At 73.7% G+C, this 26,284-nt stretch carries 24 protein-coding genes; 9 read left to right on the top strand and 15 right to left on the bottom strand.

Annotated features, from left to right (window positions below):
- Positions 1-2 precede the first annotated feature (2 nt).
- The 8 genes from ABEA04_RS16930 to hisI are packed head-to-tail and all read right to left on the bottom strand — an operon-like array spanning position 3 to position 5,226.
- Positions 3-599, bottom strand: a complete 597-nt coding sequence (locus tag ABEA04_RS16930; protein WP_345461254.1) for an SCO family protein — start codon at positions 597-599, stop codon at positions 3-5.
- Positions 589-1,410, bottom strand: coding sequence for a tryptophan synthase subunit alpha (gene trpA, locus ABEA04_RS16925; RefSeq protein ID WP_345461251.1), 822 nt, complete (start codon positions 1,408-1,410; stop codon positions 589-591). The genes ABEA04_RS16930 and trpA overlap by 11 nt, the downstream gene beginning before the upstream one ends.
- Positions 1,407-2,663, bottom strand: coding sequence for a tryptophan synthase subunit beta (trpB, locus tag ABEA04_RS16920; RefSeq protein ID WP_345461248.1), 1,257 nt, complete (start codon positions 2,661-2,663; stop codon positions 1,407-1,409). The genes trpA and trpB overlap by 4 nt, the downstream gene beginning before the upstream one ends.
- A complete protein-coding gene (trpC, locus tag ABEA04_RS16915; RefSeq protein ID WP_345461245.1) occupies positions 2,660-3,442 on the bottom strand; it encodes an indole-3-glycerol phosphate synthase TrpC in 783 nt (260 codons plus the stop codon). Before trpC ends, trpB begins: the two co-directional genes overlap by 4 nt.
- Before the next feature lie 34 nt (positions 3,443-3,476).
- A complete protein-coding gene (locus ABEA04_RS16910) occupies positions 3,477-3,926 on the bottom strand; it encodes a DUF2752 domain-containing protein (RefSeq protein ID WP_345461242.1) in 450 nt (149 codons plus the stop codon).
- 49 nt (positions 3,927-3,975) lie between these two features.
- Complete coding sequence (locus tag ABEA04_RS16905) at positions 3,976-4,176, bottom strand: HGxxPAAW family protein (RefSeq protein ID WP_345461239.1); 201 nt, start codon at positions 4,174-4,176, stop codon at positions 3,976-3,978.
- A gap of 44 nt (positions 4,177-4,220) precedes the next feature.
- Positions 4,221-4,892, bottom strand: a complete 672-nt coding sequence (locus ABEA04_RS16900; RefSeq protein WP_345461236.1) for a Trp biosynthesis-associated membrane protein — start codon at positions 4,890-4,892, stop codon at positions 4,221-4,223.
- Entirely contained in the window at positions 4,885-5,226 is a 342-nt protein-coding gene (hisI, locus tag ABEA04_RS16895; RefSeq protein ID WP_345461233.1) for a phosphoribosyl-AMP cyclohydrolase, read from the bottom strand. Before hisI ends, ABEA04_RS16900 begins: the two co-directional genes overlap by 8 nt.
- Before the next feature lie 176 nt (positions 5,227-5,402).
- On the opposite strand from hisI, the gene ABEA04_RS16890 reads away from it, so the two are divergent.
- The 3 genes from ABEA04_RS16890 to ABEA04_RS16880 are packed head-to-tail and all read left to right on the top strand — an operon-like array spanning position 5,403 to position 7,170.
- Positions 5,403-5,768, top strand: a complete 366-nt coding sequence (locus tag ABEA04_RS16890) for a hypothetical protein (protein ID WP_345461230.1) — start codon at positions 5,403-5,405, stop codon at positions 5,766-5,768.
- Positions 5,765-6,769, top strand: coding sequence for a hypothetical protein (locus tag ABEA04_RS16885; protein ID WP_345461227.1), 1,005 nt, complete (start codon positions 5,765-5,767; stop codon positions 6,767-6,769). The genes ABEA04_RS16890 and ABEA04_RS16885 overlap by 4 nt, the downstream gene beginning before the upstream one ends.
- A complete protein-coding gene (locus ABEA04_RS16880) occupies positions 6,766-7,170 on the top strand; it encodes a hypothetical protein (RefSeq protein WP_345461224.1) in 405 nt (134 codons plus the stop codon). The genes ABEA04_RS16885 and ABEA04_RS16880 overlap by 4 nt, the downstream gene beginning before the upstream one ends.
- A 27-nt stretch (positions 7,171-7,197) precedes the next feature.
- Here ABEA04_RS16880 and ABEA04_RS16875 read toward each other — a convergent pair whose 3' ends face one another.
- The 6 genes from ABEA04_RS16875 to dxr form a co-directional block, all read right to left on the bottom strand.
- The gene (locus ABEA04_RS16875) at positions 7,198-9,030 is read right to left on the bottom strand and encodes an ABC transporter ATP-binding protein (protein ID WP_345461221.1); all 1,833 of its coding nucleotides are present in this window, start codon (positions 9,028-9,030) and stop codon (positions 7,198-7,200) included.
- Entirely contained in the window at positions 9,027-10,982 is a 1,956-nt protein-coding gene (locus tag ABEA04_RS16870) for an ABC transporter ATP-binding protein (protein WP_345461219.1), read from the bottom strand. Before ABEA04_RS16870 ends, ABEA04_RS16875 begins: the two co-directional genes overlap by 4 nt.
- A 285-nt stretch (positions 10,983-11,267) precedes the next feature.
- Positions 11,268-11,552, bottom strand: a complete 285-nt coding sequence (locus ABEA04_RS16865; RefSeq protein WP_345461216.1) for a hypothetical protein — start codon at positions 11,550-11,552, stop codon at positions 11,268-11,270.
- A 24-nt stretch (positions 11,553-11,576) separates the two neighbouring features.
- Positions 11,577-12,707 (bottom strand): flavodoxin-dependent (E)-4-hydroxy-3-methylbut-2-enyl-diphosphate synthase, encoded by a 1,131-nt coding sequence (gene ispG / locus ABEA04_RS16860; protein ID WP_345461789.1) that lies wholly within the window; start codon positions 12,705-12,707, stop codon positions 11,577-11,579.
- Positions 12,708-12,770: 63 nt separating this feature from the next.
- Complete coding sequence (locus tag ABEA04_RS16855; protein WP_345461213.1) at positions 12,771-14,141, bottom strand: M50 family metallopeptidase; 1,371 nt, start codon at positions 14,139-14,141, stop codon at positions 12,771-12,773.
- Positions 14,142-14,163: 22 nt separating this feature from the next.
- The gene (gene dxr / locus ABEA04_RS16850) at positions 14,164-15,273 is read right to left on the bottom strand and encodes a 1-deoxy-D-xylulose-5-phosphate reductoisomerase (protein ID WP_345461210.1); all 1,110 of its coding nucleotides are present in this window, start codon (positions 15,271-15,273) and stop codon (positions 14,164-14,166) included.
- An 835-nt stretch (positions 15,274-16,108) separates the two neighbouring features.
- Here dxr and ABEA04_RS16845 point away from each other — a divergent pair.
- The 4 genes from ABEA04_RS16845 to ABEA04_RS16830 all read left to right on the top strand — a co-directional run bounded on the left by ABEA04_RS16845 (position 16,109) and on the right by ABEA04_RS16830 (position 22,236).
- Positions 16,109-17,503 (top strand): rhodanese-like domain-containing protein, encoded by a 1,395-nt coding sequence (locus ABEA04_RS16845; RefSeq protein WP_345461207.1) that lies wholly within the window; start codon positions 16,109-16,111, stop codon positions 17,501-17,503.
- A 142-nt stretch (positions 17,504-17,645) separates the two neighbouring features.
- Positions 17,646-19,640, top strand: a complete 1,995-nt coding sequence (locus ABEA04_RS16840) for a hypothetical protein (protein ID WP_345461204.1) — start codon at positions 17,646-17,648, stop codon at positions 19,638-19,640.
- 5 nt (positions 19,641-19,645) lie between these two features.
- Positions 19,646-20,944, top strand: a complete 1,299-nt coding sequence (locus ABEA04_RS16835; protein WP_345461201.1) for a hypothetical protein — start codon at positions 19,646-19,648, stop codon at positions 20,942-20,944.
- A 50-nt stretch (positions 20,945-20,994) separates the two neighbouring features.
- Positions 20,995-22,236 (top strand): YeeE/YedE family protein, encoded by a 1,242-nt coding sequence (locus tag ABEA04_RS16830; protein ID WP_345461198.1) that lies wholly within the window; start codon positions 20,995-20,997, stop codon positions 22,234-22,236.
- Positions 22,237-23,409: 1,173 nt separating this feature from the next.
- Here the strand turns inward: ABEA04_RS16830 and ABEA04_RS16825 are convergent.
- Positions 23,410-24,864, bottom strand: coding sequence for a M1 family metallopeptidase (locus ABEA04_RS16825; protein ID WP_345461195.1), 1,455 nt, complete (start codon positions 24,862-24,864; stop codon positions 23,410-23,412).
- Positions 24,865-24,939: 75 nt separating this feature from the next.
- On the opposite strand from ABEA04_RS16825, the gene ABEA04_RS16820 reads away from it, so the two are divergent.
- Positions 24,940-25,587, top strand: coding sequence for a rhodanese-like domain-containing protein (locus tag ABEA04_RS16820; protein ID WP_345461192.1), 648 nt, complete (start codon positions 24,940-24,942; stop codon positions 25,585-25,587).
- A complete protein-coding gene (locus ABEA04_RS16815; RefSeq protein ID WP_345461189.1) occupies positions 25,584-26,201 on the top strand; it encodes a histone deacetylase in 618 nt (205 codons plus the stop codon). The genes ABEA04_RS16820 and ABEA04_RS16815 overlap by 4 nt, the downstream gene beginning before the upstream one ends.
- Positions 26,202-26,284: the final 83 nt, after the last annotated feature.

Here is a 26,284-nt window from a genome sequence, read left to right as displayed (position 1 = left end):
GCTCAGTCCTCCAGCAGGGTGTGGATGTCGGCGGCGTACTGCGCCGGTGTGGTGTCGGCACCCCAGTAGACCGGTGCCTCGTCGGCGCTGTCGATGCCCATGACCTGGGTGGTGTGCCCGCCGGGGTCGCGGCGGTCGAGGCCGACGGCGAGCTGCTTGGCGACGTCGTTGATCGTCGTCCAGTCGCCGGTGAGGCCGACGAAGTCGGGGTCGAAGCGGTCGAGGTAGTCGCGCAGCAGCGGGGCGGTGTCGCGGTCGGGGTCGCTGGTGACCATGACGACCTGCACGTCGTCGCGGTCGGCGTCGTCGAGGCGCACCAGGGCCGAGGCCAGGTTGGTGAGCACCGCCGGGCAGATGTCGACGCAGTTGACGTAGCCGAAGAAGACCAGCGTGAGCCGGCGGTCGGTGTCGGCCGCGAGCGAGAACGGCTGGCCGTCGGTGTCGGTGAGCGGGGTCTCGGGCACCTGGTAGGGGTTGTCGAGCACCCGTCCGGCGAAGGGCTGGTCGTCGTCGCCACCACAGCCGGCCAGCGCCAGGCCGAGCGCGAGCACGAGCGCGGCCGCGCGGGCCGTCGTCCGGCGCAGGACGCTAGGGCGCACGCCGTACCCCCTCGGCCAGGTCGGCGGTGAGCGCCGAGAGGGCCCGCATGCCGCCGGCGCGGTCACCGGGGTGGTCGAGCAGGCATCGCACGAACGCCGAGCCGACGATGACGCCGTCGGCGTAGGCGGCGAGCTCGGCGGCCTGGTCGCCGCTGCTGACCCCGATGCCGACGCCGACGGGCAGGCCGTCCTGCGCGCTGTGCGCCTTGGTGCGCTCGACGAGCGGCGCGGCCAGGTCGCTGGTGGTGGTGCGGGCACCGGTGACGCCCATGACGGCGGCGGCGTAGACGAAGCCGCGGCAGGCGGCGGTGGTCATCTCGATGCGCTCGTCGGTCGACGACGGCGCCACCAGGAAGACCCGGTCGAGGTCGTGCTCGTCGGCCGCGGCGATCCACTCGGGCGCGAAGTCGGGGGTCAGGTCGGGCGTGATGAGCCCCGCTCCCCCGGCGTTGGCGAGGTCGGTGGCGAACCGCGAGACCCCGTAGCGCTCGACCGGGTTCCAGTAGGTCATCACGAGCGTCGGCACGCCGGTGGCGGCGACGGTCTCGACGGTGCGCAGCACGTCGGCGGTGCGGACGCCGCCGTCGAGCGCCTGCTGGGCCGCGGCCTGGATGGTGGGGCCGTCCATGACGGGGTCGCTGTAGGGCAGGCCGATCTCGAGGACGTCGCAGCCGGCGTCCACCATCGCCTGGAGCGCCTCGATGCCGCCGTCGACGCTGGGGAAGCCGGCGGGCAGGTAGCCCACCAGCGCGGCGCGGCCGTCGGCCCGGGCCTTCTCGAAGGCGGTGCCGACGCGGGTCGGGGCGCTCACGTGGCGTCGTCCGCGTCGGCGTCGCCCAGCCCGAACCACGACATCGCGGTCTCCATGTCCTTGTCGCCGCGGCCCGAGAGGTTGACCAGCACGAGCCCGTCGGGGCCGAGCTCGCGGGCGAGGTCGACGGCGCCGGCCACGGCGTGGGAGGACTCGATCGCGGCGATGATGCCCTCGGTGCGGGCGAGCAGCGCCATGGCGTCCATGGCCTGCCTGTCGGTGATCGGCACGTAGTCGGCGCGGCCCGACTTGGCCAGGTGGGCGTGCTGCGGCCCGACACCCGGGTAGTCCAGGCCCGCGGAGATCGAGTGCGACTCGACGGTCTGGCCGTCGTCGTCCTGCAACACGAAGGTGCGCGCGCCGTGCAGGACGCCGCTCTCGCCGGCGGTGATCGTGGCGGCGTGGCGACCGGTCTCGACGCCGTCGCCGCCGGGCTCGTAGCCGTGGATGGCGACGTCGGCGTCGTCGAGGAAGGCGGTGAACAGGCCGATGGCGTTCGAGCCGCCGCCGACGCAGGCCGCGACGGCGTCGGGCAGCCGGCCGGTGAGCTCGAGGCACTGGGCGCGCGCCTCGTCGCCGATGGCGCGGGTGAAGTCGCGCACCATGCTCGGGAACGGGTGCGGCCCGGCGGCGGTGCCGAACAGGTAGGCGGTGTGGTCGACGGTGGCCACCCAGTCGCGCAGCGCCTCGTTGATGGCGTCCTTCAGCGTGGCGCTGCCGGAGTCGACCGGCACGACGTTCGCGCCGAGCAGCTGCATCCGCGCCACGTTCAGGGCCTGCCGCCGGGTGTCGACCGAGCCCATGTAGACGGTGCAGTCGAGGCCGAAGTAGGCCGCGGCGGTGGCGCTGGCGACGCCGTGCTGGCCGGCGCCGGTCTCGGCGATGACCCGGTGCTTGCCCATGCGCCTGGTCAGCAGCGCCTGGCCCATCACGTTGCGGATCTTGTGCGCGCCGGTGTGGTTGAGGTCCTCGCGCTTGAGCAGGATGCGCGCGCCGCCGACCTGCTCGGTGAGCCGGGCGGCGTCGTACAGCTTGCTCGGGACGCCGGCGTAGTCGCGCGAGATGGCGTCGAACTCGGCCCGGAAGGTCGGGTCGGCCATGGCCTCGCGCCAGGCGTCGTCGAGCTCGTCGAGCGCTGCGACCAGCGCCTCGGGCATGAAGCGGCCGCCGAAGTCACCGAACCAGCCGTGGTCGTCGGCACCCCAGGGGCCCGGGTCGGGGCGGGTGGGTCGGGTCGTCGGCTGGGCGGTCATGGCATCACTCCTGTCATCCGGGCGACCGCTGCGCGCGGGTCGCCGTCCTTGACCAGGGCCTCGCCGACGAGCACCGCGCGGGCGCCCTCGGCGACGTAGCGCTTGACGTCGACCTCGTCGGTGACGCCCGACTCGGCCACGAGCACGCGGTCGGAGCCGAGCTGCGGCGCGAGGCGGCCGAAGGTGTCGGGGTCGACGGCCAGGGTCTTCAGGTTGCGCGCGTTCACGCCGAGCAGCTCGGCGCCCAGGGCGAGGGCACGCTCGGCCTCGGCCTCGTCGTGCACCTCGACGAGCACGGTCAGGCCGAGCTCGCGGGCCTCCTCGTGCAGCCGGTGCAGCGTGGCGTCGTCGAGCGCGGCCACGATGAGCAGCACCAGGTCGGCGCCGGCGGCGCGCGCCTCGACGAGCTGGTAGCCCTCGACCACGAAGTCCTTGCGCAGCAGCGGGACGTCGACGGCCGCGCGCACCGCGCGCAGGTCGGCCAGGCTGCCGCCGAAGCGGCGCTCCTCGGTGAGCACGCTGATGGCGGCGGCGCCGCCGGCCGCGTAGTCACGGGCCAGGGCGGCGGGATCGGGGATGCCGGCCAGGTCGCCCTTGCTGGGGCTGCGGCGCTTCACCTCGGCGATGACGCTGGACCCGGGGGCCCGCAGGTGGGGCATGGGGTCGCGCGGCGGCGCGACGTCGGCCAGCGCGGCGCGGACGTCGGCCAGCGGCGTCTGCGCCTGGCGCCGGGCGAGGTCGTCACGCACGCCGGCGACGATGTCGTCGAGCACGGTCACGTGCTCCATCCTCCCACGCGGGGGGTGGCGGGCCTCAGGCGGCGAGCCACCCGAGACCGGGGAGGTTGCGCAGCACGGTGAAGGCGGCGAGCGTCACCAGTGCGAGCGTCACGAGCGGGGTGGCGAGCGGGGCGAACGCCGCGGCGACGTGGTCGTCGTGGTCGGGCCCGCGCCAGGCGCCGAGCACCCAGGCGGCCAGCACGGCGACCACCACGGGCAGGGCAGCGACGAGGTAGAGATTGCTCGAGGCGGCGGCGAGCAGGTGGCCGTGCGCCAAGTCGTGGACGGCGCGCAGCCCGCCGCAGCCGGGGCAGTCGAACCCCAGCGCGGCGCTGGGGCACAGCCCCCACGAGCCGCGCACGTGCGGGTCGCGCAGTGCAACCGCGAGCGTGGCCGCACCCAGGCCGGCCACGGTGGCCAGCGGCAGGGCCGCGCGGCGCAACGGCCCGGCGCCGGCGCGTGCGACGGCGTCCGTGCGGGGCACCGCGTCGAGGCTCATGCTGCGCGTGGGCCGTCGGGTGTCGGTCGTCGGCTCAGTCGTGCGACTCGTGGTAGCCGAGCCGCGCCATGACCACGAAGATCACGCCGGCGAGCGCGTTGAGGCCGACACCGACCCAGAAGATCGGGTAGCTCACGGGCTCGAGCATGAGTCCGACTCCGCCCACGACGAACCCGATCAGCGCCACCGCGACCGCCGTCCAGGCGGCGGGGGTGTTGCCGTGGTTGTCTGCCATGCCGGGGACTCCTCGTCGCGATGGGGGCGGGGCGTGGCCCGATCCTATCGAGCCCGGCCGTCGCCGTCGTCGCGCGGGGCAGGCGGTGCGTCGACGGTCGGGTCGTGGCCCTCGTCGAGGGCCTTCCACAGCTCGAGGTTGCTGGCGTCCTCCCCCACCGTCGGCGACGCGCCCGCCTCGGCCGGCGCGTCGTAGCGGCGTCCCATCTCGGGCCAGCCGCGCACGTCGCGGACGGCGACCACCGCGGTCGCGAGGCCCACCGCGCCGGCCAGCAGGCCGAGGTAGGCCCACCCCGTGTGGCTGGTCGCGACGCCGGTCGTGGGCAGGTCGCGCGTGACGGCGTCGGGCGCCACCACCCAGGCGGCGATGCCGAAGCCGAGCACCCCGAGCGCGGCCACGACGGCCAGCCAGGCCACGCCGAACCGCACCCGGCCGCGGGTCACGAGCAGCACACCCCAGGCCGCGAGCAGCACGAGGGCGGTGGCGGTGACCGGCGGCGCGCTGGCGTCTCGGGCGGTGGCCACGGCGGTGGCGATGGCCGCGTCGGCGGCGCCGTCGCCGCCCGGCTCGATGCTCACCCAAGCGCGGGCGCCGGCCAGGGCGGCCGCGCCGGCGGCGGCCAGGCCCACCAGCACGACGACGCCGAACCGGCGGCGGGCCGGCCGCTCGGCGCCCGGGGTCGGGTCGGTGGTCGCGTCGGTCCCCTCGTCAGGCACCGAGAAGCCCCTCGTCGAAGCAGGTGCGCGCGCCGGTGTGGCACGCCGCGCCGACCTGGTCGACGGTGACCAGCAGGGTGTCGCCGTCGCAGTCGAGCCGCACCTGCTTGACGTGCTGGGCGTGGCCGGAGGTCTCGCCCTTGACCCAGTACTCCTGACGGGAGCGGCTCCAGTAGGTGGCACGGCCGGTGGTGAGGGTGCGGTGCAGCGCCTCGTCGTCCATCCACCCGACCATCAGCACCTCGCCGGTGTCGTGCTGCTGCACCACCGCGGTGACGAGGCCGGCGGCGTCGCGCTTGAGGCGGGCCGCGATGTCGGGCGCGAGAGAGCTCACGCCCCCAGTATCCGTGGCCCACGGGCGGCGTCACGACTCCGTAACCGATGGTTGACCTCGGCACACGTTTCCGCCCGTGAGTGAACCGGGCAGACGTCCGGTGCGTTGGTCGTGACGAGAGCCCCCACCCCGTGGTGGGCGGCCCCACGACATCGATCGAGTCGAGGAAGGCAGACATGACCGGACAGATCGACATCACGAGCATCCCGCGGATGCAGGGCCTCATCGAGGCGATGCAGACGCCCGCCGCCGAGGGCGGCGAGCTGATGGAGTACGCGACGACCTGGGTGACGCAGAAGGACGGCTTCGAGCCGAGCCCCGTCTGCGCCCTGCGTCCCTTCGCCCGGGCGATGGAGGCGATGGAGTCGGCGTTCGACGACGCCTTCTCCACCTACCAGCAGCGGTGGACCGGTCTCACCGAGGGCGTCGCGCAGTCGCTCATCGACTTCGAGGTCACCGAGGGCAAGGTCACCGACGGCTTCGACAAGCTGCTGCACCGGCGCACGCGCGTCTACGTCGACGGGAAGCTGGCCTACGAATGAGCGCGCTGCAACTGCAGGAGCTCGGCCCCTTCCTCCGCGAGCCGGAGGTCGGCACGGCGAGCCTGAAGCACAACGAGTCCTTCGAGGAGTTCAGCGAGATCTACACCGGCGTCGTCAGCCGAATCAACCGCTTCCTCGACCTGCTGCCCATCGACCTCGGCCCCATTCCCGAGGACCTCTACGACACGCTCGTCGTCCCGCTGGCCGGCGACTACGGCAAGATCAAGCAGAACGGCGACGCCTGCGACGTCCTGCGCACCGGGATGCACGCCTGGGCCGGCAACGTCGGCGACCTGCGCGCCGAGGCCGGCGCCGTCTGGGAGGGCCAGGCCGCCGAGGCGTTCATGAACCAGGCCGACGTCTACGCGCTGGTCATGGACGGCCTCGGTGCGATCATGCGGCTGGGCACCCTGCTCTTCAACGGCATCGGGACGATGTCGGAGAAGCTCGGCATCGTCGTCGAGAACATCATCGTCAAGGGCGCGAAGCTGATCGTGAAGGTCGCCAAGAAGGTGGCCGAGAAGGTCGCCGGCTGGTTCGGCTGGCTCAGCCTCGCCAAGGACGTCCTCACGCGGGGCCTGGAGTACTTCCGCGACCTGTGGGAGGACATCCAGACCGCGCTGAACCTCTTCGACCAGACGAAGGCGCTCAAGGAGCACGTCGAGGAGTGGGCGCAGGCCGAGCGCGACCGGCTCAAGGCGTTCGACAAGCTGCCGGACGTGATGGAGAAGCTGCCCCACGTCAGCGGGCACGACCTCCTCACCGGCACTGTCGACCCCTCGCTCAGGACCGACCTCGCGGACCTCAAGGACGCGCTCACCGGCAAGCGCGCCCAGGACGCGCTCGAGAAGATCCGCAAGGACCTCGACGACCTGTCCGAGACCACCGGCGACGAGGCCCCCGACCTCTCCGACGACCCCGTCACCGAGGGCCAGGAGGCCGACGACGCCGACGCGCCCACCGAGTCCGGCGGCGGTCAGAGCCGGCCGAGGGCGTCGTGAGCCCCGACCCGGCTCCCGGCGAGCTGCCCGAGGAGCGTCGGCTGCTCGAGACGATCGACAGCCTCACCGAGCTGCTGGCCCAGCTCGACGACGAGGACGACGACGAGCCCGACGAGGCCACGCAGGCGGTCCTCCGGTCGCTGTGCGAGCAGGACGGCGCCCCGCTCGAGTGGCGCTCGATCGGCGGCCGCGTCGAGCGGGGCACCCTCACCTGGGAGCAGGTGTGGCGCGAACCGCGGGCGGAGGGGCCGGCCGGCGTCGCCCTGGTGACCCGGGCGGCCACCGTCGTCGCCCGCGACGCGCTCGCCTCGATCGCGCCCTACGAGGAGCAGCTGCAGGAGCAGGCCGACGAGCGCGAGCGCCGTCGGCTGCGCGGCGACCCTGACGGCCGGCCGCGCTGAGCCGGCGACCGTGCGCGCGGACGCGGGTCAGGCGCCGGCGGACTGACCCTGCTGCGCCTCCCAGCTGGCGTGCAGGCCGGCGTAGACGCTGCCCTCCTGACGCACCAGCTCGGCGTGCGGGCCGCGCTGCACGACCCGTCCCCGGTCGACCACCACGACCTCGTCGGCGGCCTCGGCGGTCGACAGGCGGTGCGCGATGGTGACGCTGGTGCGGCCTGACATCAGCCGCTCCAGGGCCCGGGCGATGCGCATCTCGAGCTGCGGGTCGACGGCGCTGGTGGCCTCGTCGAGCACCAGCAGGTCGGGGTCGGCCAGGTGGGCGCGCAGCAGCGCGACCAGCTGCCGCTCGCCGGCCGAGAGCGACTCGCCGCGCTGACCGACCTGCGTGTCGAGGCCGGCCGGCAGCCCGGCCAGCCAGTCGCCGAGACCGAGCTCGGTGGCGCTGGCGGTGATGTCGGCCTCGGTGGCGTCGAGTCGGCCGTAGCGCACGTTGGCCGCGATGGTGTCGTCGAACAGGAAGCCCTCCTGCGGCACCAGCACGACGCTCGAGCGCAGCGAGGTCTCGCCGATGTCGCGCACGTCGATGCCGTCGAGCAGCACCCGGCCGCGGCTGGGGTCCATGAGCCGGGTGAGCAGCTTGGCCACCGTGGACTTGCCCGAGCCGGTCTCGCCGACGACGGCCACGCGGCGTCCGGCGTCGATGGCGAGGTCGATCTCGCGCAGCACGAGGGGGCCGCCCGGGTAGGCGAAGTCGACGTCGTCGAAGCGGACGTCGATGGGCCCGCGCGGCAGCGTGTGGCCGTCGACACCGGGGTCGACGAGGTCGGCGGGGGTGTCGAGGATGCCGATGACGCGGCGCCAGCCGGCGATCGCATTCTGGGCGTCGGTGAGGATCTGCGTGCCCATCTGCACCGGGCCGACGAACAAGGTGACCAGGAACGCGAACGCCAGCACCTCACCGGCGGTGATCTCGCCGGCGAAGCCGAGCAGCACGCCCACCACGAGCACCCCGGCGTTCGCCAGGCCGGCCGAGAGGCCGCCGAGGGAGAACGAGACGGCGGTGTAGCCCTGCGCGCGGGTGCTGGCCCGCTGGTAGATGCCGACGGCCTCGTCGATGCGCTCCTGCGTGCGGTCCTGCACGGCGTAGGCGCGGACGACGGCGGCACCGACGACGGGCTCGGAGATGGCCGACAGCATCGCTCCGACCTGACGGCGCACCAGGCCGTAGGCGGCCGAGAGCTTGCGCTGGAAGAACCGCAGCGAGGCGAACAGGGGTGCGAACGTCAGCCACACCACCACGGCCAGCTGCCAGGAGTAGAAGACCATCACGATGGTCGCGATGAGCACCTGCCCGATGCTCACCACGAACAGCAGGCCGCCGAAGACGAGGAACTGGCTGACCTGGTCGACGTCGCTGGTGACGCGCGAGACCAGGGCGCCGCGCCGCTCGGTGTTCTGGGTGAGCAGGGGCAGGTCGTGCACGTGGCGGAAGGCCTTGGTGCGCAGCGTGGCCAGACCGCGCTCGGCGGTGCGGAACAGCCGGCTCGTCATGCCGTAGGAGGCGAGGCTGGCGATGAGGATGCCGACCCCGGCGGCCACGCCCATCAGCACGGTGTAGGACACGTCGGGACCGTTCGGTCCGTTGAGCCCGCGGTCGAGGGTCTGCTGCACCGCGACCGGGACGATGACCTGGCCCACCGAGGCGACGACGGCGAGCGCCAGCGTGACGCCGATGCCCTCCTTGAGCTCGGGCGAGTGGTGGACGCCGCGGCGGATGGTCTCGATGGCACCGATCTCGTCGCCGGTCGTCATCGCGGTGCCGGACGCCGAGGCCTGGCGCTCGGTCTGCACGGCGGTCACGGGGTCACCACCTCGGGGTCGGCGGAGTCGGCGGGGTCGTCCGGATCGTCGGAGCCCGCGGCGGGCGGGACGTCGTCCGGGTGGTCGGTGGCCTCGTAGGCGTTGACCAGGCGGGCGTAGTCGGGCGAGCGCCGCAGCAGGTCGGCGTGGGTGCCGCGGTCGGCGATGCGGCCGTCGTCGAGGAAGAGCACCTCGTCGGCCAGGCCGATGGTGGCCTTGCGGTAGGCGACCACGACCAGCGTGCTGTCGTTGCCGCCGGAGCGGAGGGCGCCGAGGATGCGGGCCTCGACCTCGGGGTCGACGGCCGAGGTGGCGTCGTCGAGCACCAGCAGGCGCGGACGACGCACGAGCGCCCGGGCCAGCGAGATGCGCTGGCGCTGGCCGCCCGACAGGGACGTGCCGCGCTCGCCGAGCCGGGTGGACAGGCCCTCGGGCAGCGCCGCGACGAAGCCGTCGGCCTGGGCGGTGCGGAGCGCGGCCCAGACCTCGTCGTCGCTCACCTCGGCGCCGAGGGTGACGTTGCCGCGCACGGTGTCGTCGAAGAGGAACGGCGTCTGCGGGACGACGGCCATGGTGCGGGCCAGCTCGCCGCGGGCCAGCTCGCGCACGTCGATGCCGTCGACCAGCACGGCGCCGCGGTCGACGTCGACCAGCCGCGAGAGCAGGTTGGTCAGCGTGCTCTTGCCCGACGCGGTGGCCCCGACGAGCGCGACCGTGCGGCCCGGCTCGACGGCGAACGAGAGCTCGTCGAGCAGCCGCTGGCCGGGGACGTGGCCGAAGGCGAGGTCGCGCACCTCGAGGCGGGCCGCGCCGTCGTCCGCGCTCGGCGCGACCCGGCGCTCGCCGTAGGGCATCTCGCCGGTGGTCTGCAGCACCGCGTCGACGCGGCGGAAGCCGACCACGCTGCGTGGGAACTCGCCGAGCAGCCAGCCGATGGAACGGATCGGGAAGGAGACGATGGTGAGCAGGTAGGCGACCGTGACGACGTCGCCGGGGTCGGTGTCGCCGTTCAGCACCCGCGAGACGCCGACCGAGAGCACGACGAGGACGCCGAGGTTGGGCAGCGCGGCGAGCGCGGGGTCGAAGGCGGCGCGGATGCGGCCGAGGCGCACGTTGACGTCGCGCAGCTCGCGGGCCTTGCGCCCGAAGCGCTCGGTCTCCTGCGGCTCGCGGCCGAGCGTCTTGACGACCATCGCGCCGTCGAAGGACTCGTGCGCGATCTCGCTGACCTCGGCGCGCAGCTCTTGCGCGCGGGTGGCGAGGGCCTGGGAGTAGTGCTGGTAGACGAGGTTGGTGACGACCACGGCCGGGAAGACGAGCAGCCCGACCATCGCCATCACGACGTCGGCGAGGAACATCTGGACGACGGCGATCACCATCATCGCCACGGTGCCGACGGCCATCGGCAGCGGCGCGATCGGGCCCCAGGCGGCCTCGACGTCGGCGTTGGCGTTGCTGAGCAGCTGGCCGGTGGGGTGGCGCTGGTGCCATTCGAGCGGCAGCGCGAGGTAGCGGCGCGTGACGGCGCGGCGGTAGTGCGCCTGCATGCGGTACTGCATGACGCCGGCGCCGAGTCGGCGGGCGACGATGCCGACCGCGCGCAGGATCGCCACGCCGACGAACAGCGCGACCACCGCCACGAGCAGGCCGGTGCCGATCTCGCCGTCGCGGAAGGCCGGCAGGACGACGTGGTCGGTCGACCACCCGAGGACCCACGCGTCGGCGACGGTGAGCGCACCGAACAGCAGGCTGCCGAGCGTGGAGAGGGTGAAGATCCACGGCTCGCGCTTGATCGCGACCCAGAGGACGCTGAACCCCGCCCGCGTCGAGCCGCGGCCCAGCCGGGCCGCCTCCTCGTCGGGGTCGAGGGTCTCGACGGGCGGGCCCTGCGCGGCCCCGGTGCTCGCCGTGCTCGCCGTGCTCGTCGTGCTCGCGTCGGTCGCCTGGCTCACGTGCCTCCTCGTCGTGGTGCGGTGGTGCGTCGTCTCGTGGTGCCGCGAGACCCAACCGGCCCGCTCGGGGAGCGTATTCCGGCCCGCCGACATCGACCTGATCCCGGACGGCCCCCGCACGGGTGACTACTCCACGACCTCGAGCGCGGTCGAGGTCAAGCGGCGGGAGGGGTCACGGGGTCGAGCGCGCGTCCTGAACCGAGCGATCGCTCGGTTCGCGCACCCGACCGGCCCGCGCGGCGTCCTGAACCGAGCGATCGCTCGGTTGGTGCACCCGACCGCGACTCAGGTGTCGCGGCGGGCGACGTGCTGCACGATGCGGACGCCGAAGTGGTGCTCGGCGCTCGTGCGGCCGTGCATCACCACGAAGAACCCGTCGCCGTCGCGGTAGACGTCGCGGCCGAGCGGGAGGGCAGGCGACGACGGGACGAACGACGTCGCGACCTCGAGGGCGGCGTCGAGGGCGGCGTCGCGGCCGGCGTGCAGCTCGGGCTGGATGCGCACGGTCGTCGGCTTGTTCAGCGCGCCGACGACCTCCTCGACCAGCACCTGCCAGTGGTCGTGGGTCACGGCCCGAGCCTCACAACCGGTGCCTCACGAGACGGTGACCTGCGCGCCGGCGCCGTCGACGGCGTCCATGCCCTCGGCGATGCGCATGGCCTCCTCGATGAGGGTCTCGACGATCTGGCTCTCGGGGACGGTCTTGATGACCTCGCCCTTGACGAAGATCTGGCCCTTGCCGTTGCCGGAGGCGACGCCGAGGTCGGCCTCGCGGGCCTCGCCGGGGCCGTTGACGACGCAGCCCATGACGGCGACGCGCAGCGGCACCTCGAGCCCGTCGAGGCCGGCGGTGACCTCGTCGGCCAGCTTGTAGACGTCGACCTGGGCGCGCCCGCACGAGGGGCAGGAGACGATCTCGAGCCGGCGGGGCTTGAGGTTGAGCGACTCCAGGATCTGGATGCCGACCTTGACCTCCTCGACCGGCGGGGCCGAGAGCGAGACCCGGATGGTGTCGCCGATGCCCTGGCTCAGCAGCGCGCCGAACGCGGTCGCGGACTTGATGGTGCCCTGGAACGCCGGGCCGGCCTCGGTCACGCCGAGGTGCAGCGGCCAGTCGCCGGCCTCGGCCAGCAGCTCGTAGGCGCGCACCATCACCACGGGGTCGTTGTGCTTGACCGAGATCTTGAAGTCGCGGAAGCCGTGCTCCTCGAACAGGCTCGCCTCCCACACCGCCGACTCGACGAGTGCCTCGGGCGTGGCCTTGCCGTGCTTCTCGAGCAGCCGCTTGTCGAGCGAGCCGGCGTTGACGCCGATGCGGATCGAGGTGCCGTGGTCGGAGGCCGCCTGCGCGATCTCCTTGACCTGGTCGTCGAACTTGCGGATGTTGCCGGGGTTGACCCGCACCGCCGCGCAGCCTGCCTCGATGGCCGCGAAGACGTACTTCGGCTGGAAGTGGATGTCGGCGATCACCGGGATCTGCGACTTCGTCGCGATCGCGGGGAGCGCGTCGGCGTCGTCCTGGCTCGGGCAGGCGACGCGCACGATGTCGCAGCCGGACGCCGTCAGCTCGGCGATCTGCTGCAGCGTCGCGTTGACGTCGGAGGTGAGCGTGGTGGTCATCGACTGCACCGAGATGGGCGAGTCGCTGCCGACCCCCACCTTGCCCACCTTGATCTGACGGGTGGGACGGCGCGGCGCCAGCACCGGCGGCGGGGCGGCGGGCATGCCGAGGTCGATCGAGGTCACGTCGTCCAGGTTACGGCGCGGGTGTCCACCCCGAGGTCGCGGTCAGCCGGTGAGGCTCAGGGGGACGACGAGGTCGCCGACGATGAGCACCAGGCCCATGACGAGCATGACGCCGGCGACGACGTAGGCGATGGGCAGCAGCTTGGCGGCGTCGACGTAGCCGGGGTCGGGACGACGGCGCAGGCGGGCGATGCCGCGGCGGACCGCCTCCCACAGCGCGCTGGCGATGTGGCCGCCGTCCAGCGGCAGCAGCGGGAGGAAGTTGAACAGGCCGATGAACAGGTTGAACCCGGCGATGAGCACCAGCAGGAAGGTGGCCTTGCCGGCCAGGTCGATGTCGTCGGACGACGTCGTCTCGCCCGCGAACCGGCTGCCGCCGACGATGCTGACCGGGCTGTCGGCCTTGCGCTCCTCGACGCCGACGATGGCCTCGCCGACCTCGTAGACCTTCACCGGCAGCTGGCCGAGCGCCTTGACCGTGTCGACGGTCATGGTGCCCATGCGCTCGAGGGTGAACAGCGGGCCGCCGGTGGTGACGGTCTCGCGGCTGGTGGGGGTGACGCCGAGGAAGCCGACCTCGACGAGCTTCTCGTCGGTCTCGGAGATCGGCCGCGGCTCGACGACGGTGGTGACCGTGGTCTGCTGCAGCTCGCCGTCGCGCTCGTAGCCGACGACGGCCTCGGCGGCGCCGTTGTCGCGGATCAGCTCGCGCAGCTGGTCCCAGTCGGTGACCGGGGTGCCGCCGAAGGAGACGATGCGGTCGCCCGGCTCGAGCCCGGCGAGCTTGGCGGGCGAGGGCGGGTCGGCGTCCGTGCCGGTGCGGCAGGGACGCGCCTCGTCGGCGTAGGCGATGACGCAGTCGGAGACCTCGTCGATGACCGGCGGGCCGGCCTCGACCTCACGACCGCGCTCGCCGTAGGTGCCGAAGACCAGCCAGAACAGGAAGAAGGCGATGACGATGTTGACGGTCGGGCCGCCCGCCATCACCACGACCTTCTTCCACCACGTCATCTTGTAGAAGAGGCGGTCGGTGTCCTCGGGGCCGACGAGCTCCCACTCGGCCGCGCGGGCGTCGCTGATGAGCTGGGTGAACAGGCCGGTGTTCGACTTGCGCACCCGCTGCACCGGGGTGCCGTGCTCGTCGTAGGTGACCTCGTCGGCCAGCGCCGCGGCCTCCGGCGGCAGCATCCCGACGATCTTGACGTAGCCGCCGAGCGGGACGGCCTTGACGCCGTACTCGGTCTCGCCGACCTGCTTGCTCCACACCGTGGGGCCGAAGCCGATGAAGTACTGCGTGACCTTCCCGCCGAACTTCTTGGCCGGGATCATGTGGCCGAGCTCGTGCAGGCCGATCGAGACCAGGATCGCGACGACGAAGATCAGCACGCCCAGGGCGTAGAGGAGTGCGGTCACGCGGGTTCCGTTCGGGTGGGGGTCAGCCGGTGATCAGCTGACGGGTGTGGGCGCGGGCCCAGGCGTCGGCGGCGAGGACGTCGTCGACGGTGAGCGCCGCATCCGAGGGTACGTCGTGCGCCCGCAGCGTGTCGGCCACCGCGGGCACGATGTCGACGAACGCGAGCCGGCCGTCGTGGAACGCGGCGACGCACTCCTCGTTGGCGGCGTTGTAGACCGCGGGGGCGGTGCCGCCGCGGGCGCCGGCCTCGCGGGCCAGCAGGACGGCGGGGAAGGCGTCGTCGTCCAGCGGCTCGAAGCGCCAGTCGGCGGCGCGGGTCCAGTCGATGGGGGTCTCGGCGTCGGGCACCCGGTCGGGCCAGCCCATCCCGAGCGCGATCGGCACCAGCATCGTCGGCAGGCCGAGCTGGGCGACGACCGCGCCGTCGCAGAACTCGACCATGGAGTGGATCAGCTGCTGGGGGTGCACGACGACGTCGATGCGCTCGAGCGGGACGTCGAAGAGCAGGTGCGCCTCGATGACCTCCAGCCCCTTGTTGACCAGGGTGGCGGAGTTGGTGGTGATGACCGTGCCCATGGCGAAGTTGGGGTGGGCGAGCGCCTCGGCGGGGGTGACGCCGGCCAGCTGCTCGCGGGTGCGGCCGCGGAACGGTCCGCCGCTGGCGGTGAGCACCAGCCGCCGCACCTCGCCGCGCTCGCCGGCCCGCAGGCTCTGTGCGATGGCGCTGTGCTCGCTGTCGACCGGCACGATCTGGCCGGGCCGCGCCCGGTCGCGCACCAGCGGGCCGCCGACGATCAGCGACTCCTTGTTGGCCAGCGCGAGGGTGCGGCCGGCGTCGAGGGCGGCGAGGGTCGGGCGCAGCCCGACGGCACCGGTGACGGCGTTGAGGACGACGTCGCACGGCCGCGCGGCCGCCTCGACCGACGCGTCCTCCCCCAGCCCGGAGAAGGCCGGCTCGAACTCGGCGACCTGCCGCTCGAAGAGCTCGCGGTTCGAGCCCCCGGCGGTCAGCCCGACCACCCGGAACCGGTCCGGATGGCGCCGCACCAGCTCGAGCGCCTGCGTCCCGACCGACCCGGTCGACCCGAGGACGACGACGTCGCGGCGGGCGGGCGTCGGGGCGTCGGTCACGGCCCGAGTCTGCCGTAGCGGGTGCGTGCTCGACGTCCGACCCGCACGCCGCCGTGTTTGGTTGCGCCTCCGCTCGTACCTCGCTTCGGCGCGTGTTCGCGGCGCCATCGGCGACCGTGTGCCCTCCTGCGCGCGCAAGGGCTCGCTCCTTCGTCGCTGCGCCCTTGCGTGCTCGTCGGTTACACGGTCGCGCGCCGCGAACGGGGTTCTTCGCTGCCTTGATGCCCAGCACCGCCCACCAGCCCCATCTGGGACGTCCTGCCCTTACGGGGACTGGCGCTGCTCCGCTGCGGTCGGGCTCGCTCGCGCTCGGTCCGGAGCCCGCCACTGACGCGACGGCGCATGCGTTGGTCTGCCCGGCGGGGTCATGGGTTGCGTTCGCGGCGCGCGATCGTCGTGGAGGAGGAGCACGGGAGGCGCAGCGAGGAACGAGCGGAGCCTCCCGCGCGCACGGGGGAACGACGATCGCCGACGGCGCCGCGAACACGCGCCGAAGCGACGAAGGAGCGGAGGCGCCAAACAACACAGGCGGTCGGTCACCCCATCACGCCGCGCCCCGTGGTCCCGTCAGGGCCCTTCGACAAGCTCAGGGTCCGTGTTGTCCCGACCCCGCGGACGCTCCGCTGCGAAGACGTCCCCGTGGTCCCGTCAGGGCCCTTCGACAAGCTCAGGGTCCGTGTGCCCACGTTCGCGTGGACCTTGCGGGGTCTCGCGGGCGCTCCCCCGACCCCGGACACGCGACGTCGCTCTCGACAACCACACCCCGACGTGTGCTAGAACTCCACCTACTTGCTCGACTTAAACCAGTACGGGTGCGGTGCAGGACAGCAAGAACATGGGGAACACAGCTTCACCGGCGCTCTCGGTCGCGGCGATCGAGGTGCCCTCGCTCGGCAACCGGTGCCACCTCGTCCACGACGGGGAGGTCGGTCTGGTCGTCGACCCGCCGCGCGACCTCGGGGCCGTCGAGCGCGCGGCCGAGGCCGCGGAGGTCGAGATCGTCGCGGTGGCCGACACGCACGTGCACAACGACTACGTCTCGGGCGGGCCGCGGCTCGCGCGACGCCACGGCGCCGACCACCTGCTCTCCGCCGAGGAGGCGGTCGCGTTCGAGCGCGTCGGCGTGCGCGGCGGCGACCGGCTGGCCTACGGCGCGCTGGAGGTCGAGGTGCTCGACACCCCCGGCCACACCGCGCACCACCAGTCGTTCGTGGCCCGAGCCGGCGACACCTCGGTGCTGCTCAGCGGCGGCAGCCTGCTGCACGGCACGGTCGGGCGCACCGACCTGCTCGACCCCGACAGCCCCGCCCTCGCCCGTCGGCTGGCGCGCGCCCAGTGGGACAGCGCCCGCGCCCAGGGCCGCCTGCGGCCCGACACGCTGCTGCTGCCGACCCACGGCTTCGGCAGCTTCTGCGCCGGCGCCGCCGTCGACAGGGGTGAGCACGAGGGCCCGGTGACCGTCGGTGACCAGCACGCGGTCAACCCGGCGCTGCGCCTCGACCGCGAACCGTTCGCCGCCGAGCTGGTCGCGGGCTTCGGCCCGATCCCGGGTCACTACGAGCACATGGACCCGCTCAACCGGCGCGGGGCCGGCCTCGCACCCGTCCGGCCGGCCCGGCCGGTCGACGGGGCCACGCTCGTGGACGCCGTCGCCGCCGGCGCCTGGGTCGTCGACCTGCGCAGCCGCCGCGACTTCGCGCTCGGCCACCTGCCGGGCTCGGTGAGCGTCGAGTACTCACCTCAGCTGGCCACCTACGTCGGCTGGCTCGTGCCGTGGCCGGGGCGCGACGTCGTCCTGGTCGCCGACGCCGAGGCGGCCGACCGGCTCGCCGACGCCGTCCGCGACCTCGCCGGCATCGGCATCGAGGGGGTCCGCACCCACGTGCTCGCCCCCGCGCGACCGCTCACCGGCCGCTACCGCCGCGCCGGGTGGGCCGACTACCTCGACGCCGACGCCGGGGCCGACCGGATGGTGCTGGTCGACGTCCGCCAGCGGGAGGAGTGGCGCGGCGGCCACCTGCCCGGCGCCGTGCACCTGCCCGTGCAGGACGTCGGGCACCGCGGGCGCGACCTGCCGCCCGGCGAGCTGTGGGTGCACTGCCGCTCCGGCTACCGCGCCGGCATCGCGGCGAGCGTGCTGCACCGCGCCGGTCGCGACGTCGTCCACGTCGACGACGCGTGGGAGCGCGTCGCCGAGCTCGGCCTGGCCACCGTGCCCGCCGCCGCCTGACCCCCGGACCCTCACCCCTCCCTGTCCCGCCCCTCCCCCCGGGGCCCCGTCACGACCCGAAGGAGGTCCGACTCCCCCCGACCTGGCACCACCACACACATCTGCGCGGCGCATGGGGCGCCGCCACTCGGGAAGGCATGACATGCGCAACCTCATCTCGCTTGCTCCTCGCGGGGCGCGGGGACGACGTCGGCTCACGCTCGGCGCCGCCACCCTCGCCCTCGTGACCGGGACGGTCGTCGCGACCCAGACCGGGGCGCTCGCCTCGCTCAGCGACGACGCCGACGGCCCCGTCGGCACCAGCGACTCCGCGGGCCGGCTCCTCGTCGACCTGCAGGACCAGCTGGCCGACCTCCTCGGCGACGACATCGTCGAGCAGACCACCTCGATCCTCGCCGGCGACGGCAAGGAGTACTGGCTGAAGAACCACCTCGACGCCTCGGCCCTGCCGACCGACGTCCTGCAGGACCTCGGCCTCGGCGAGGTCGTCCCGCAGCTGCCCATCGGCGGCGGCGACAGCGGCGGCGGCGTGCCCGACGACGGGCTGCGGCGCGAGTACCTCGTGGTGTGGGCCGGCGACAACAACATCCTCGACAAGTCGGGCGCCGAGCTCACGACCCTGCCCAAGACCATCTCGCCCGACCTGATCGGCACCAAGGACCTCATCGGGCCCGACTTCTTCGCCGTCGTCGACGCCACGAAGGGGTCCGACACCTACGGCCAGGTGGTCAACACCGCCACCGTCGGGCCGCTCGTGGAGAACGAGCCGCACCACATGCAGTACATCTGGCACAAGGGCGACAACATCTTCGCCGGCGGCCTGTTCACCGACGTCACCTACGTCGTCGACACCAGCGAGCTGCCCAAGCTGACGCTGAAGAACGTCAACCTGCCGACCGACACGCTCTGCGGCTCGGTGCCCGACGCCTACTGGGTGACCGAGGACCACAAGGCCTACGGGACCTACATGGGCGGGCCCGACGTCCCCGGGCCGTGCGTCTACAGCGACGGCTCCGTGCGGCTCGGCAACGGCTTCGGCGGCTCCCCCGGCGAGCTGGTGCGGCTCGACGAGAACGGCCGCACCCTCTACGAGGCCCCGGCGACGCCGGAGACGGCCGAGACCGAGATGCGCTGCGACAACATCCCGCAGCTGCAGCTGCCCACGTGCGCCAACCCGCACGGCGTCCAGGCCCGCGAGGACCTCGACGTCCTGGTCACCAGCGACTACAACGAGCCGCGCAACATCATCCTCAACCCGGTGGCCGCGCCGTCGTCCTACCTGCGACGTCCGACCGTGCGCACGTGGGACATCAGCAACCCCGACGAGCCGCGGCTGAAGGCGGTCTCGTTCCTGCCCGACGGCCCGCGCGTCGGCAAGGTGGCCCACCACGAGGAGCCGCGGGCGGCGATGGAGACCACCGTCACCAACCTGCCCGCCAACAAGGGCGCGTTCGCCAGCACGATGCAGGGCGGGGCGATCTACTACACGCCCGACATCACCGCCGAGCAGCCCGAGTGGCGCGAGGTCTTCGACCTGACGACCTCCAACAAGCTGGTCGACCCGACCAGCAGCTTCTACGGGGGCGGGTCGAACGCCGGCTGGACCCAGACCAGCCTCGACGACAAGTACCTCTACGTCGCGGTGGTCGGTCGGCAGCCCAACGGTGAGGACAAGGGCTCGCCGCAGTACATCCTCAAGCTCGACATCCAAGAGCTCGTCGCCTCGGGCACCTCGCCGCAGTGCACCATCGACGACGAGGCCGAGATCACCGCGGGCGGCCAGGAGGCCGACTGCCCCACGGTGCACGACACGCTGAAGGCGCCGGGCGGCCCGCACTGGGGCGCGTTCGACAACCTCGAGCTCGGAGACGACGGGTACTACCACGAGACCACCGACGTGAACCGGATCGCGTACTCGAACTACTTCGTCGCGCGCACCGGGCTCAACGGCGACCACCGCGTGTGCATGGTCGACGTGGCCGACGACGAGACGCTGAGCCTCGACACGGACTTCCGCCAGCCGGGCGCCGTGGAGGACTGCATCGACTTCGACCGCGCCAGCTGGCCGCACGGCGACTGGGGCCCGGCCAAGCCCCACTCGATGATCTTCGTCACCGCCGACGACGACATCAGGTGACCTCCGTGCCGTCCGACGCGAACGAGCCCGAGGTCGACCGCACCTCGGACACGACCCGGGGGCGGGGCCGCGACCAGCGGACCCGCCTCCGGGCGCGCGCCCGTCTCGTGGCGGCGGCCGCCGTCGGCGCCGGCCTCGTGGCCGGCGCCGGCTGGGCGGCCACCGCCGGGGACGACGACGGCGCGACCGCCCGACCGGCCGACGCCCTCGAGCTGGACGCCGAGGGCCGCAGCGGCAGCCAGCAGGTGCTCGGCGAGACCCGCGAGCCCGGCGTCCCGAGCGTGCAGCGGATGCGCCACGACGACGTCGACTTCACCGTCACGGTGGCGCCGTCGCGGCCGGGACCGAACCTGGTGCGCATCGACGCCACCGGCGCCGGCCACCGCCGTCACCTCACCGGAGCCGACGCCCGACCGGTCCTCGTGGGGACGACGGAGTCGACCGAGCTGGTGCGCGCCGTCCCCCGGCCGGGCGCCTCGGGCCTGTGGGCCGTGGTCGACCTGCCCGAGAAGTACGGCACCGTGCTGGTCACGCACGGGCCACGCCACCGCGTGCCCTTCGGCGTCGACACCGGCTTCGAGGCGCAGTCGGACGACGAGGTCGCGGCCTGGACCGGTGACGACGGTGCCGAGTGCGTCACCGCCGCCACCGCGGCCATGCTCGCGGGCGGCGACGTGCCCGACGCCTGTCCCGCCCAGGCCCTGGCCCCCGGCGACGCCGTGGCGCTGCGCCGGACCGTGGCCGTGCTCGGCGAGCGCGGCGTGGCCGAGGTGGCACTCCGGTCCGACGCCTCGCCGCGTGGCCGCGCGGCGTCCGCGGTGGTGCGCCGGGCCGCCGACCGGGCCGGCCTCGAGGTCGTCGACCCCGACGCCGTCCCCGGACGACGCAACGCCCTGCTGGTGGTGAGCGGCTGGACCGACGCCGCCCGCTCGCTGGCCGCCGTGATCGCGCGGCCGCTGCCCGAGCAGCCGATCCGGGACGACGGCACCTGGCTGGCGCCGTGGCTGCTCTCCCCCGCGGTGGTCGACTCGACCGCCGGGGCCGTCGTGCCGCTCGACTTCGACATCCGCGACCCCGCCGCCCAGGAGTACAGCCAGACGCTGGCCCGCTACCTCCCGGGCCAGACGCCGACCGGCTCGGGGTACGCCGCCTGGCGTGCCGCCCGGGGCGGGACGCCGTCCCCGCCACGGCTCTTCGCGGCCTCGCGGGCGGCGTTCATGCCGACGATGCCCGGCCACGGAGCGCACGGCTCGGAGGTCGCCTGGTTCCCGGGCGGCACGGTCACGCCGGTCGGCTCGCTGTGAGCACCACCCACCCCTCCCTCCCTCCCTCACCACCCAGAAAGGACCGTCCGATGTCACTGATCGACCGCACCCGGGAGACCCGGGTCGCGCCGCTGCCCGAGGAGGCGCCGCCGCCGCAGGCGGGCGTCGTCCTCGTCGGCGTCGCGGCGGCCGTGGCGCTCGGCGCCTACGTCTACTCCGCCAAGGGCCAGGTGCCCGGCCTGCTGTTCACGATCGGGCTCGCGCTGGGCTTCGTGCTCTTCCACTCCCGCTTCGGCTTCACCTCCGCGTGGCGGCAGCTCGTCGCCGTGGGCCAGGGCAAGGCGCTGCGCGCCCACATGCTGATGCTCGGTGCCGCCTGCATCCTGTTCGCGCCGCTGCTGGCCAACCAGGTCTCGCTGAACGACGTCCCGGTCAACCAGACGCTCGCCCCGATCGGCATCTCGCTCGTGGTCGGGGCGATCATGTTCGGCGTCGGCATGCAGCTCGGCGGCTCGTGCGCCTCCGGCACGCTGTTCGCCGTCGGGTCGGGCCAGACCGCCATCCTGCTGACGCTGGGCGGCTTCGTCGGCGGCGCCACCCTCGGCGCCTACCACCTGCCGTGGTGGAACGAGCGGCCCGCCCACGACCCCGTCTCGCTCACGCAGTGGGGCGGCTACCCCGGCGCCCTGGCCATCTCGCTGACCGTGATGGCGGGGATCGTCGCGCTCACCTACGTGGTGGGCCGCCGTCGCCACGCCCCGCCGGTCGAGGAGCCGCCGGTGGCCCGGGGCCCCGCCCGCGTGCTGCGCGGCTCGTGGCCGCTGTGGGTGGGCGCGCTGCTGCTCGCCGGCCTGAACGCCGCCACGCTGTTCGTCTCCGGCGGCGCCTGGGGCGTCACCTTCGCCTTCGCCCTGTGGGGCTCGAAGATCCTCGACGCGTTCGGCGTCGACGTCCTGTCGTGGGGCTTCTGGCAGGCGCCGGAGAACCTGGCCAAGTACGACGCCGGCATCTTCGTGGAGAAGACCTCGGTGATGGACCTCGGCATCATCGTCGGCGCCCTCATCGCCTCCGCGCTCGCCGGGTCATGGCTCGCGCACAAGCGCATCCCCGGCCGGCTGGCTCTCGGTGCCGTGATCGGCGGCCTGCTCATGGGCTACGGCGCCCGCCTGGCCGCCGGCTGCAACATCGGCGCCTACTTCGGCGGGATCGCCTCGTTCTCGCTGCACGGCTGGCTGTGGGGCGTCCTGGCCATCGTCGGGACGTTCATCGGCCTCAAGCTGCGCCCGCTCTTCGGCCTCCGCAACCCGAAGCCGACCGACTCGGTCTGCTAGGACCCGGCACCCCACGGTCGTCACGACCCCCGACCGCGGCCGCGGTCGGGGTCGGGGGTCGTGCCGTACACGGAACCCCTCACCCGTCCGGCGCAGGATCCGGACCGAGCGCCAGCGAGACCGGCCGCAGCGACGCAGGGCCCCGGGACGACGGCTCGATGTCTCGGACGCCGAGCACGGCGGGTCTGGGCACGAAGGGCCGGTCACCCCCGTTCGCGGCGCGCGACCTGGTGAGTGACGAGCATGGCGGGCGCAGCGAGGAACGAGCGGAGGCGCCATCCAACACAGGCGGCTGGTCATCCCACCGGCCGCGGCTATTGACCGACCGTGCCCAACGACCAAGCTCAGGGTCCGTGGATGGACCTGGGTAGCGAGGGCCGGCGGTCTCGAGGCTCGTCGCCAGGGCTCCTCGCACCTCGACCATCGTCAGGGCGGACCGACCACAGACCCGTTCGCGGCGCGCGACCTGGTGAGTGACGAGCATGGCGGGCGCAGCGAGGGACGAGCGAGCCCTCCGCGCGCAGGAACGAACCGGGGTGCATGAAAGCGCCGCGAACACGCGCCGAAGCGACGAAGGAGCGGAGGCGCAATCAAGCACAGCCGGCTGGTCATCCCACCTCGCATGGCCGTTGACCGTCAGAGCCCTTCGACAAGCTCAGGGTCCGTGTGTGGACCTGGGCGCGGAGGGCCGGCGGTCTCGAGGCTCGTCGCCAGGGCTCCTCGCACCTCGACCATCGTCAGGGCGGACCGACCACAGACCCGTTCGCGGCGCGCGACCGTGTAACCGACGAGCACGCAAGGGCGCAGCGAGGTACGAGCGAGCCCTTGCGCGCGCAGGAGGGCACACGGTCGCCGATGGCGCCGCGAACACGCGCCGAAGCGAGGAACGAGCGGAGGCGCCAAACAACACAGGGGCTGGTCGTCCGGCCCGCCGCGGGCGTTGACCGTCAGGGCCCTTCGACAAGCTCAGGGTCCGTCTGGTCCCGACCCCGTGGACGGTGTGCTGACCGTCAGAGCCCTTCGACAAGCCCAGGGTCCGTAGTGGGACCTGGGCGTGGAGGGCCAGGGGTCTCGAGGCTCGTCGCCAGGGCTCCTCGCACCTCGACCACCGTCGGAAGCGGCTCCACGATGGTCGAGGTGCGAGGCCGGCCGCGGCCGAGGCTCGAGACCCCGTCAGCGGAAGCCGTTGGCCTTCGTCGTGGCGGGCGGGCGGGGGGCCTCGAGCCAGGCGTCGAAGAAGGCGCCGAGGCGCTCACCGCTGACGCGGGCGGCGTGGGCGCGGAAGTCGCCGACGGTGGCGTTGCCGTAGCGGTGGGTGCGCGACCAGCTGCGCATGATGCGCCAGAAGTCCTTCACGCCGACGCGGTTGCGCAGGGCGAGCAGCGCCATGCCGCCGCGGGTGTAGACCGAGTCGCTGAAGATGCGGTGCTTGCCGGGGTCGGTGAGGTCGACGCGCCAGAAGCCGGAGTCGATGCCGTCGGAGCCGTCGTCGCGGTAGCCGCGGTAGACCTCGCGCAGCGAGGTCTTGGCGTAGGCGAACTCCATGAAGGTGGCGAAGCCCTCGTTGAGCCAGATGTCGCGCCAGCCCTGCACCGAGACCGAGTCACCGAACCACTGGTGGGCCAGCTCGTGGACGACGATCGAGAGCCCGCCGCCCAGGCCCGGGTAGGTGGGCCGGGTCTGGTTCTCGAGGGCGAAGCCCACGGGCAGGCTGGTGCCCAGGCCGCCGGTCGACTCGAACGGGTAGGGGCCGAGGCGCTTGCTCAGCCACTGCGTGACCTCGTCGCTCTGCAGCAGGGTGCGCATGGTGGAGCGGCGGGCGGAGTCGGGCAGCCCCTTCGAGACCGCGACGTACCAGGGCAGCCCGGCGCGGGTGCCCCGGCGGACGTCGAAGCGACCGAGCGCGAAGAAGGCGAGGTAGCTGGCCATCGGGTCGGTGGCGCGCCAGTGGCTGGTGGCCCGGCGTCCGTCGACCGTGCGCCGCACCGGCAGGCCGTTCGAGACGACCTGGTAGGCGGCGGGTCCGGTGACGCGGACGTCGTAGGTGGCCTTGTCGCGGGGGTGGTCGTTGGCGGGGAACCACCACGGCGCCATGTGCGGCTCGTTCATGGTGACGACCTCGTCGTCGTCGGCCAGCCAGTTGCGCTCGCCGGCGTAGCCGACGGGGCCCGGCTTGCCGGCGTAGCGGACGACGACGTCGACGACCTCGCCGCGCCGCAGCGGCGTCGCGGGGGTGATCTGCAGCTCGTGCTGCTTCGGCTTGCTGAACCGGGCGGGCACGCCGTCCACGGTGACCGCGGAGACGGGCAGCAGCAGGTCGAGGTTGAATCGCGACAGGGCGTTGCGGGCGCGCAGGCGCACCGTCGCCCGCCCGGAGAGCCGGGCGGCGTCGAAGTCGTAGGCGACGTCGATGCCGTAGTGGCGCACGTCGATGCCGCCGTTGCCGTCGAGCGGCCAGTAGCGGTCGCCGATGCCGGGCTTGCCGGCGGCGGGGGCGGCCGCGGCGGGGGCGGCGGACCGGTCGCGGTCGGGGCTGCCGACGGCCGAGCCGGGCACGAGGGCGGCGACGGTGGCGACGGCGGCGGTGAGCGCGATCCCCGGCGTCAGCCGGGCCGAGAACGAGGGCATGGTCGCAACCTAAACCCGTGCCGCTCGGTCTGCTATAACTGGAGTGATCTTGTCGACTTTCGAGGGAGGTCGTCCATGAGCGTGCCCACCGCCCGTCGCGTCACCGCCGAGCAGGTCGCGGACGCCGTGCTGGCCGGCGCCTGGGTCGTCGACCTGCGCAGCGGCCGTGACTTCGCCGCCGGTCACGTACCCGGCTCGGTCAGCGTCGGCTTCACCGGGGTCGCGCCCGCCGAGGGCCTCTCGGCCGCCGCGGGCTGGCTGGTGCCGTGGTGCGACGACATCGTCCTGCTCACCGACGCCCCCGTCGTCCTCGAGCCGGCCCTGCGCGAGCTCGCCCGGCTCGGCCTCGACGACGTCGCCACCCACGTCGTCGGCGACGAACCCGGCCCCTCGCGGCTCACCGCCCGCTACCGGGTGGCCGACTGGGCCGAGTACCGCGAGGCCTGCCACCGCGGGACGACGCCGGTGGTCGTCGACGTGCGCGACGACGACGAGTGGCGCGCGGGTCACCTGCCCGGCGCGCTGCACCTCGCGGTCCCCGACCTCGAGCGGGTCGCGGCCTCGCTGCCACGGGGTGAGCTGTGGGTGCACGCCGCCACCGGGCACCGGGCCGGGCTCGCCGCCAGCCTGCTGCACCGGGCCGGGCGCGACGTCGTCCACGTCGACGACGCCTGGGAGCGGGTCGGCGCGCTGCGCATCCTCACCACGCCGCACGCCGCGTGAGCGCCGGGCCGGTCTGGTACGCCGCCTACGGCTCGAACCTCTCGCTCGCCCGGCTCACCTGCTACCTGGCCGGCGGACGGCCGCCCGGCGCCGCCCGCACCTACCCCGGCGCGCGGGACCCGTCGCCGCCGTCGGACGTGCGACCGGTCGAGCTGGCCGGCACCGTCCACTTCGCGTGGGACTCCCCCGCCTGGGGCGGCGGCATCGCCTTCTACGACCCGCGCCGGCCGGGCCCCTCGGCCGGTCGTGCCTACCGTCTCACGCGCGGCCAGCTCGCCGACGTCCTGGCGCAGGAGATGCACCGCGATCCCGGTGCCGACCTCGACCCGACCGACCTCACCGGCCTGCTGGCCACCGGCACCGCCACCCTCGGGCCCGGTCGCTACGAGACCCTGCACGTCGTCGGCGACCTCGACGGCGAGCCCGTCGTCACCTTCACCGCACCCGAGGGCGCCGTCCCGCCCCGGGCGCCGACGGCGCCCTACCTCGTCGTGATGGGGCGCGGGCTGCTCGAGTGCGGGTGGACGACGCAGCGCGCCGCGGCCTACCTCGCGGCGCGGCCGGGCGCGGGGCCTGCGTGGACGCCGGACGCCGTCGCGGCCCTGCTGGCCTGAAACCGGTTGCGGGGCCGGGCGGGCCGTTCCATGCTGGGCCAGCGACGCCGGAGCGCCCGGTGCCCGTCGAGAGGAGCGTGACA

The organism is Nocardioides marinquilinus, assembly GCF_039543705.1.
In the GTDB taxonomy this organism is placed as follows: Bacteria; Actinomycetota; Actinomycetes; order Propionibacteriales; family Nocardioidaceae; genus Nocardioides; species Nocardioides marinquilinus.
The sequence above is the reverse complement of the archived record's forward strand: the minus strand, read 5'-3'. Positions and strand labels throughout refer to the sequence as shown.

Excerpts from the sequence above, each read along its gene's own strand:
- ABEA04_RS16905 (WP_345461239.1), bottom strand. The coding sequence starts at position 4,176 with ATGGCAGACAACCACGGCAACACCCCCGCCGCCTGGACGGCGGTCGCG.
- ispG (WP_345461789.1), bottom strand. The coding sequence starts at position 12,707 with ATGCCCGCCGCCCCGCCGCCGGTGCTGGCGCCGCGCCGTCCCACCCGT.
- ABEA04_RS16885 (WP_345461227.1), top strand. The coding sequence starts at position 5,765 with ATGAGCGCGCTGCAACTGCAGGAGCTCGGCCCCTTCCTCCGCGAGCCG.
- ABEA04_RS16820 (WP_345461192.1), top strand. The coding sequence starts at position 24,940 with ATGAGCGTGCCCACCGCCCGTCGCGTCACCGCCGAGCAGGTCGCGGAC.
- ABEA04_RS16825 (WP_345461195.1), bottom strand. The coding sequence starts at position 24,864 with ATGCCCTCGTTCTCGGCCCGGCTGACGCCGGGGATCGCGCTCACCGCC.
- ABEA04_RS16830 (WP_345461198.1), top strand. The coding sequence starts at position 20,995 with ATGTCACTGATCGACCGCACCCGGGAGACCCGGGTCGCGCCGCTGCCC.
- ABEA04_RS16890 (WP_345461230.1), top strand. The coding sequence starts at position 5,403 with ATGACCGGACAGATCGACATCACGAGCATCCCGCGGATGCAGGGCCTC.
- trpB (WP_345461248.1), bottom strand. The coding sequence starts at position 2,663 with ATGACCGCCCAGCCGACGACCCGACCCACCCGCCCCGACCCGGGCCCC.
- ABEA04_RS16845 (WP_345461207.1), top strand. The coding sequence starts at position 16,109 with ATGGGGAACACAGCTTCACCGGCGCTCTCGGTCGCGGCGATCGAGGTG.
- ABEA04_RS16840 (WP_345461204.1), top strand. The coding sequence starts at position 17,646 with ATGCGCAACCTCATCTCGCTTGCTCCTCGCGGGGCGCGGGGACGACGT.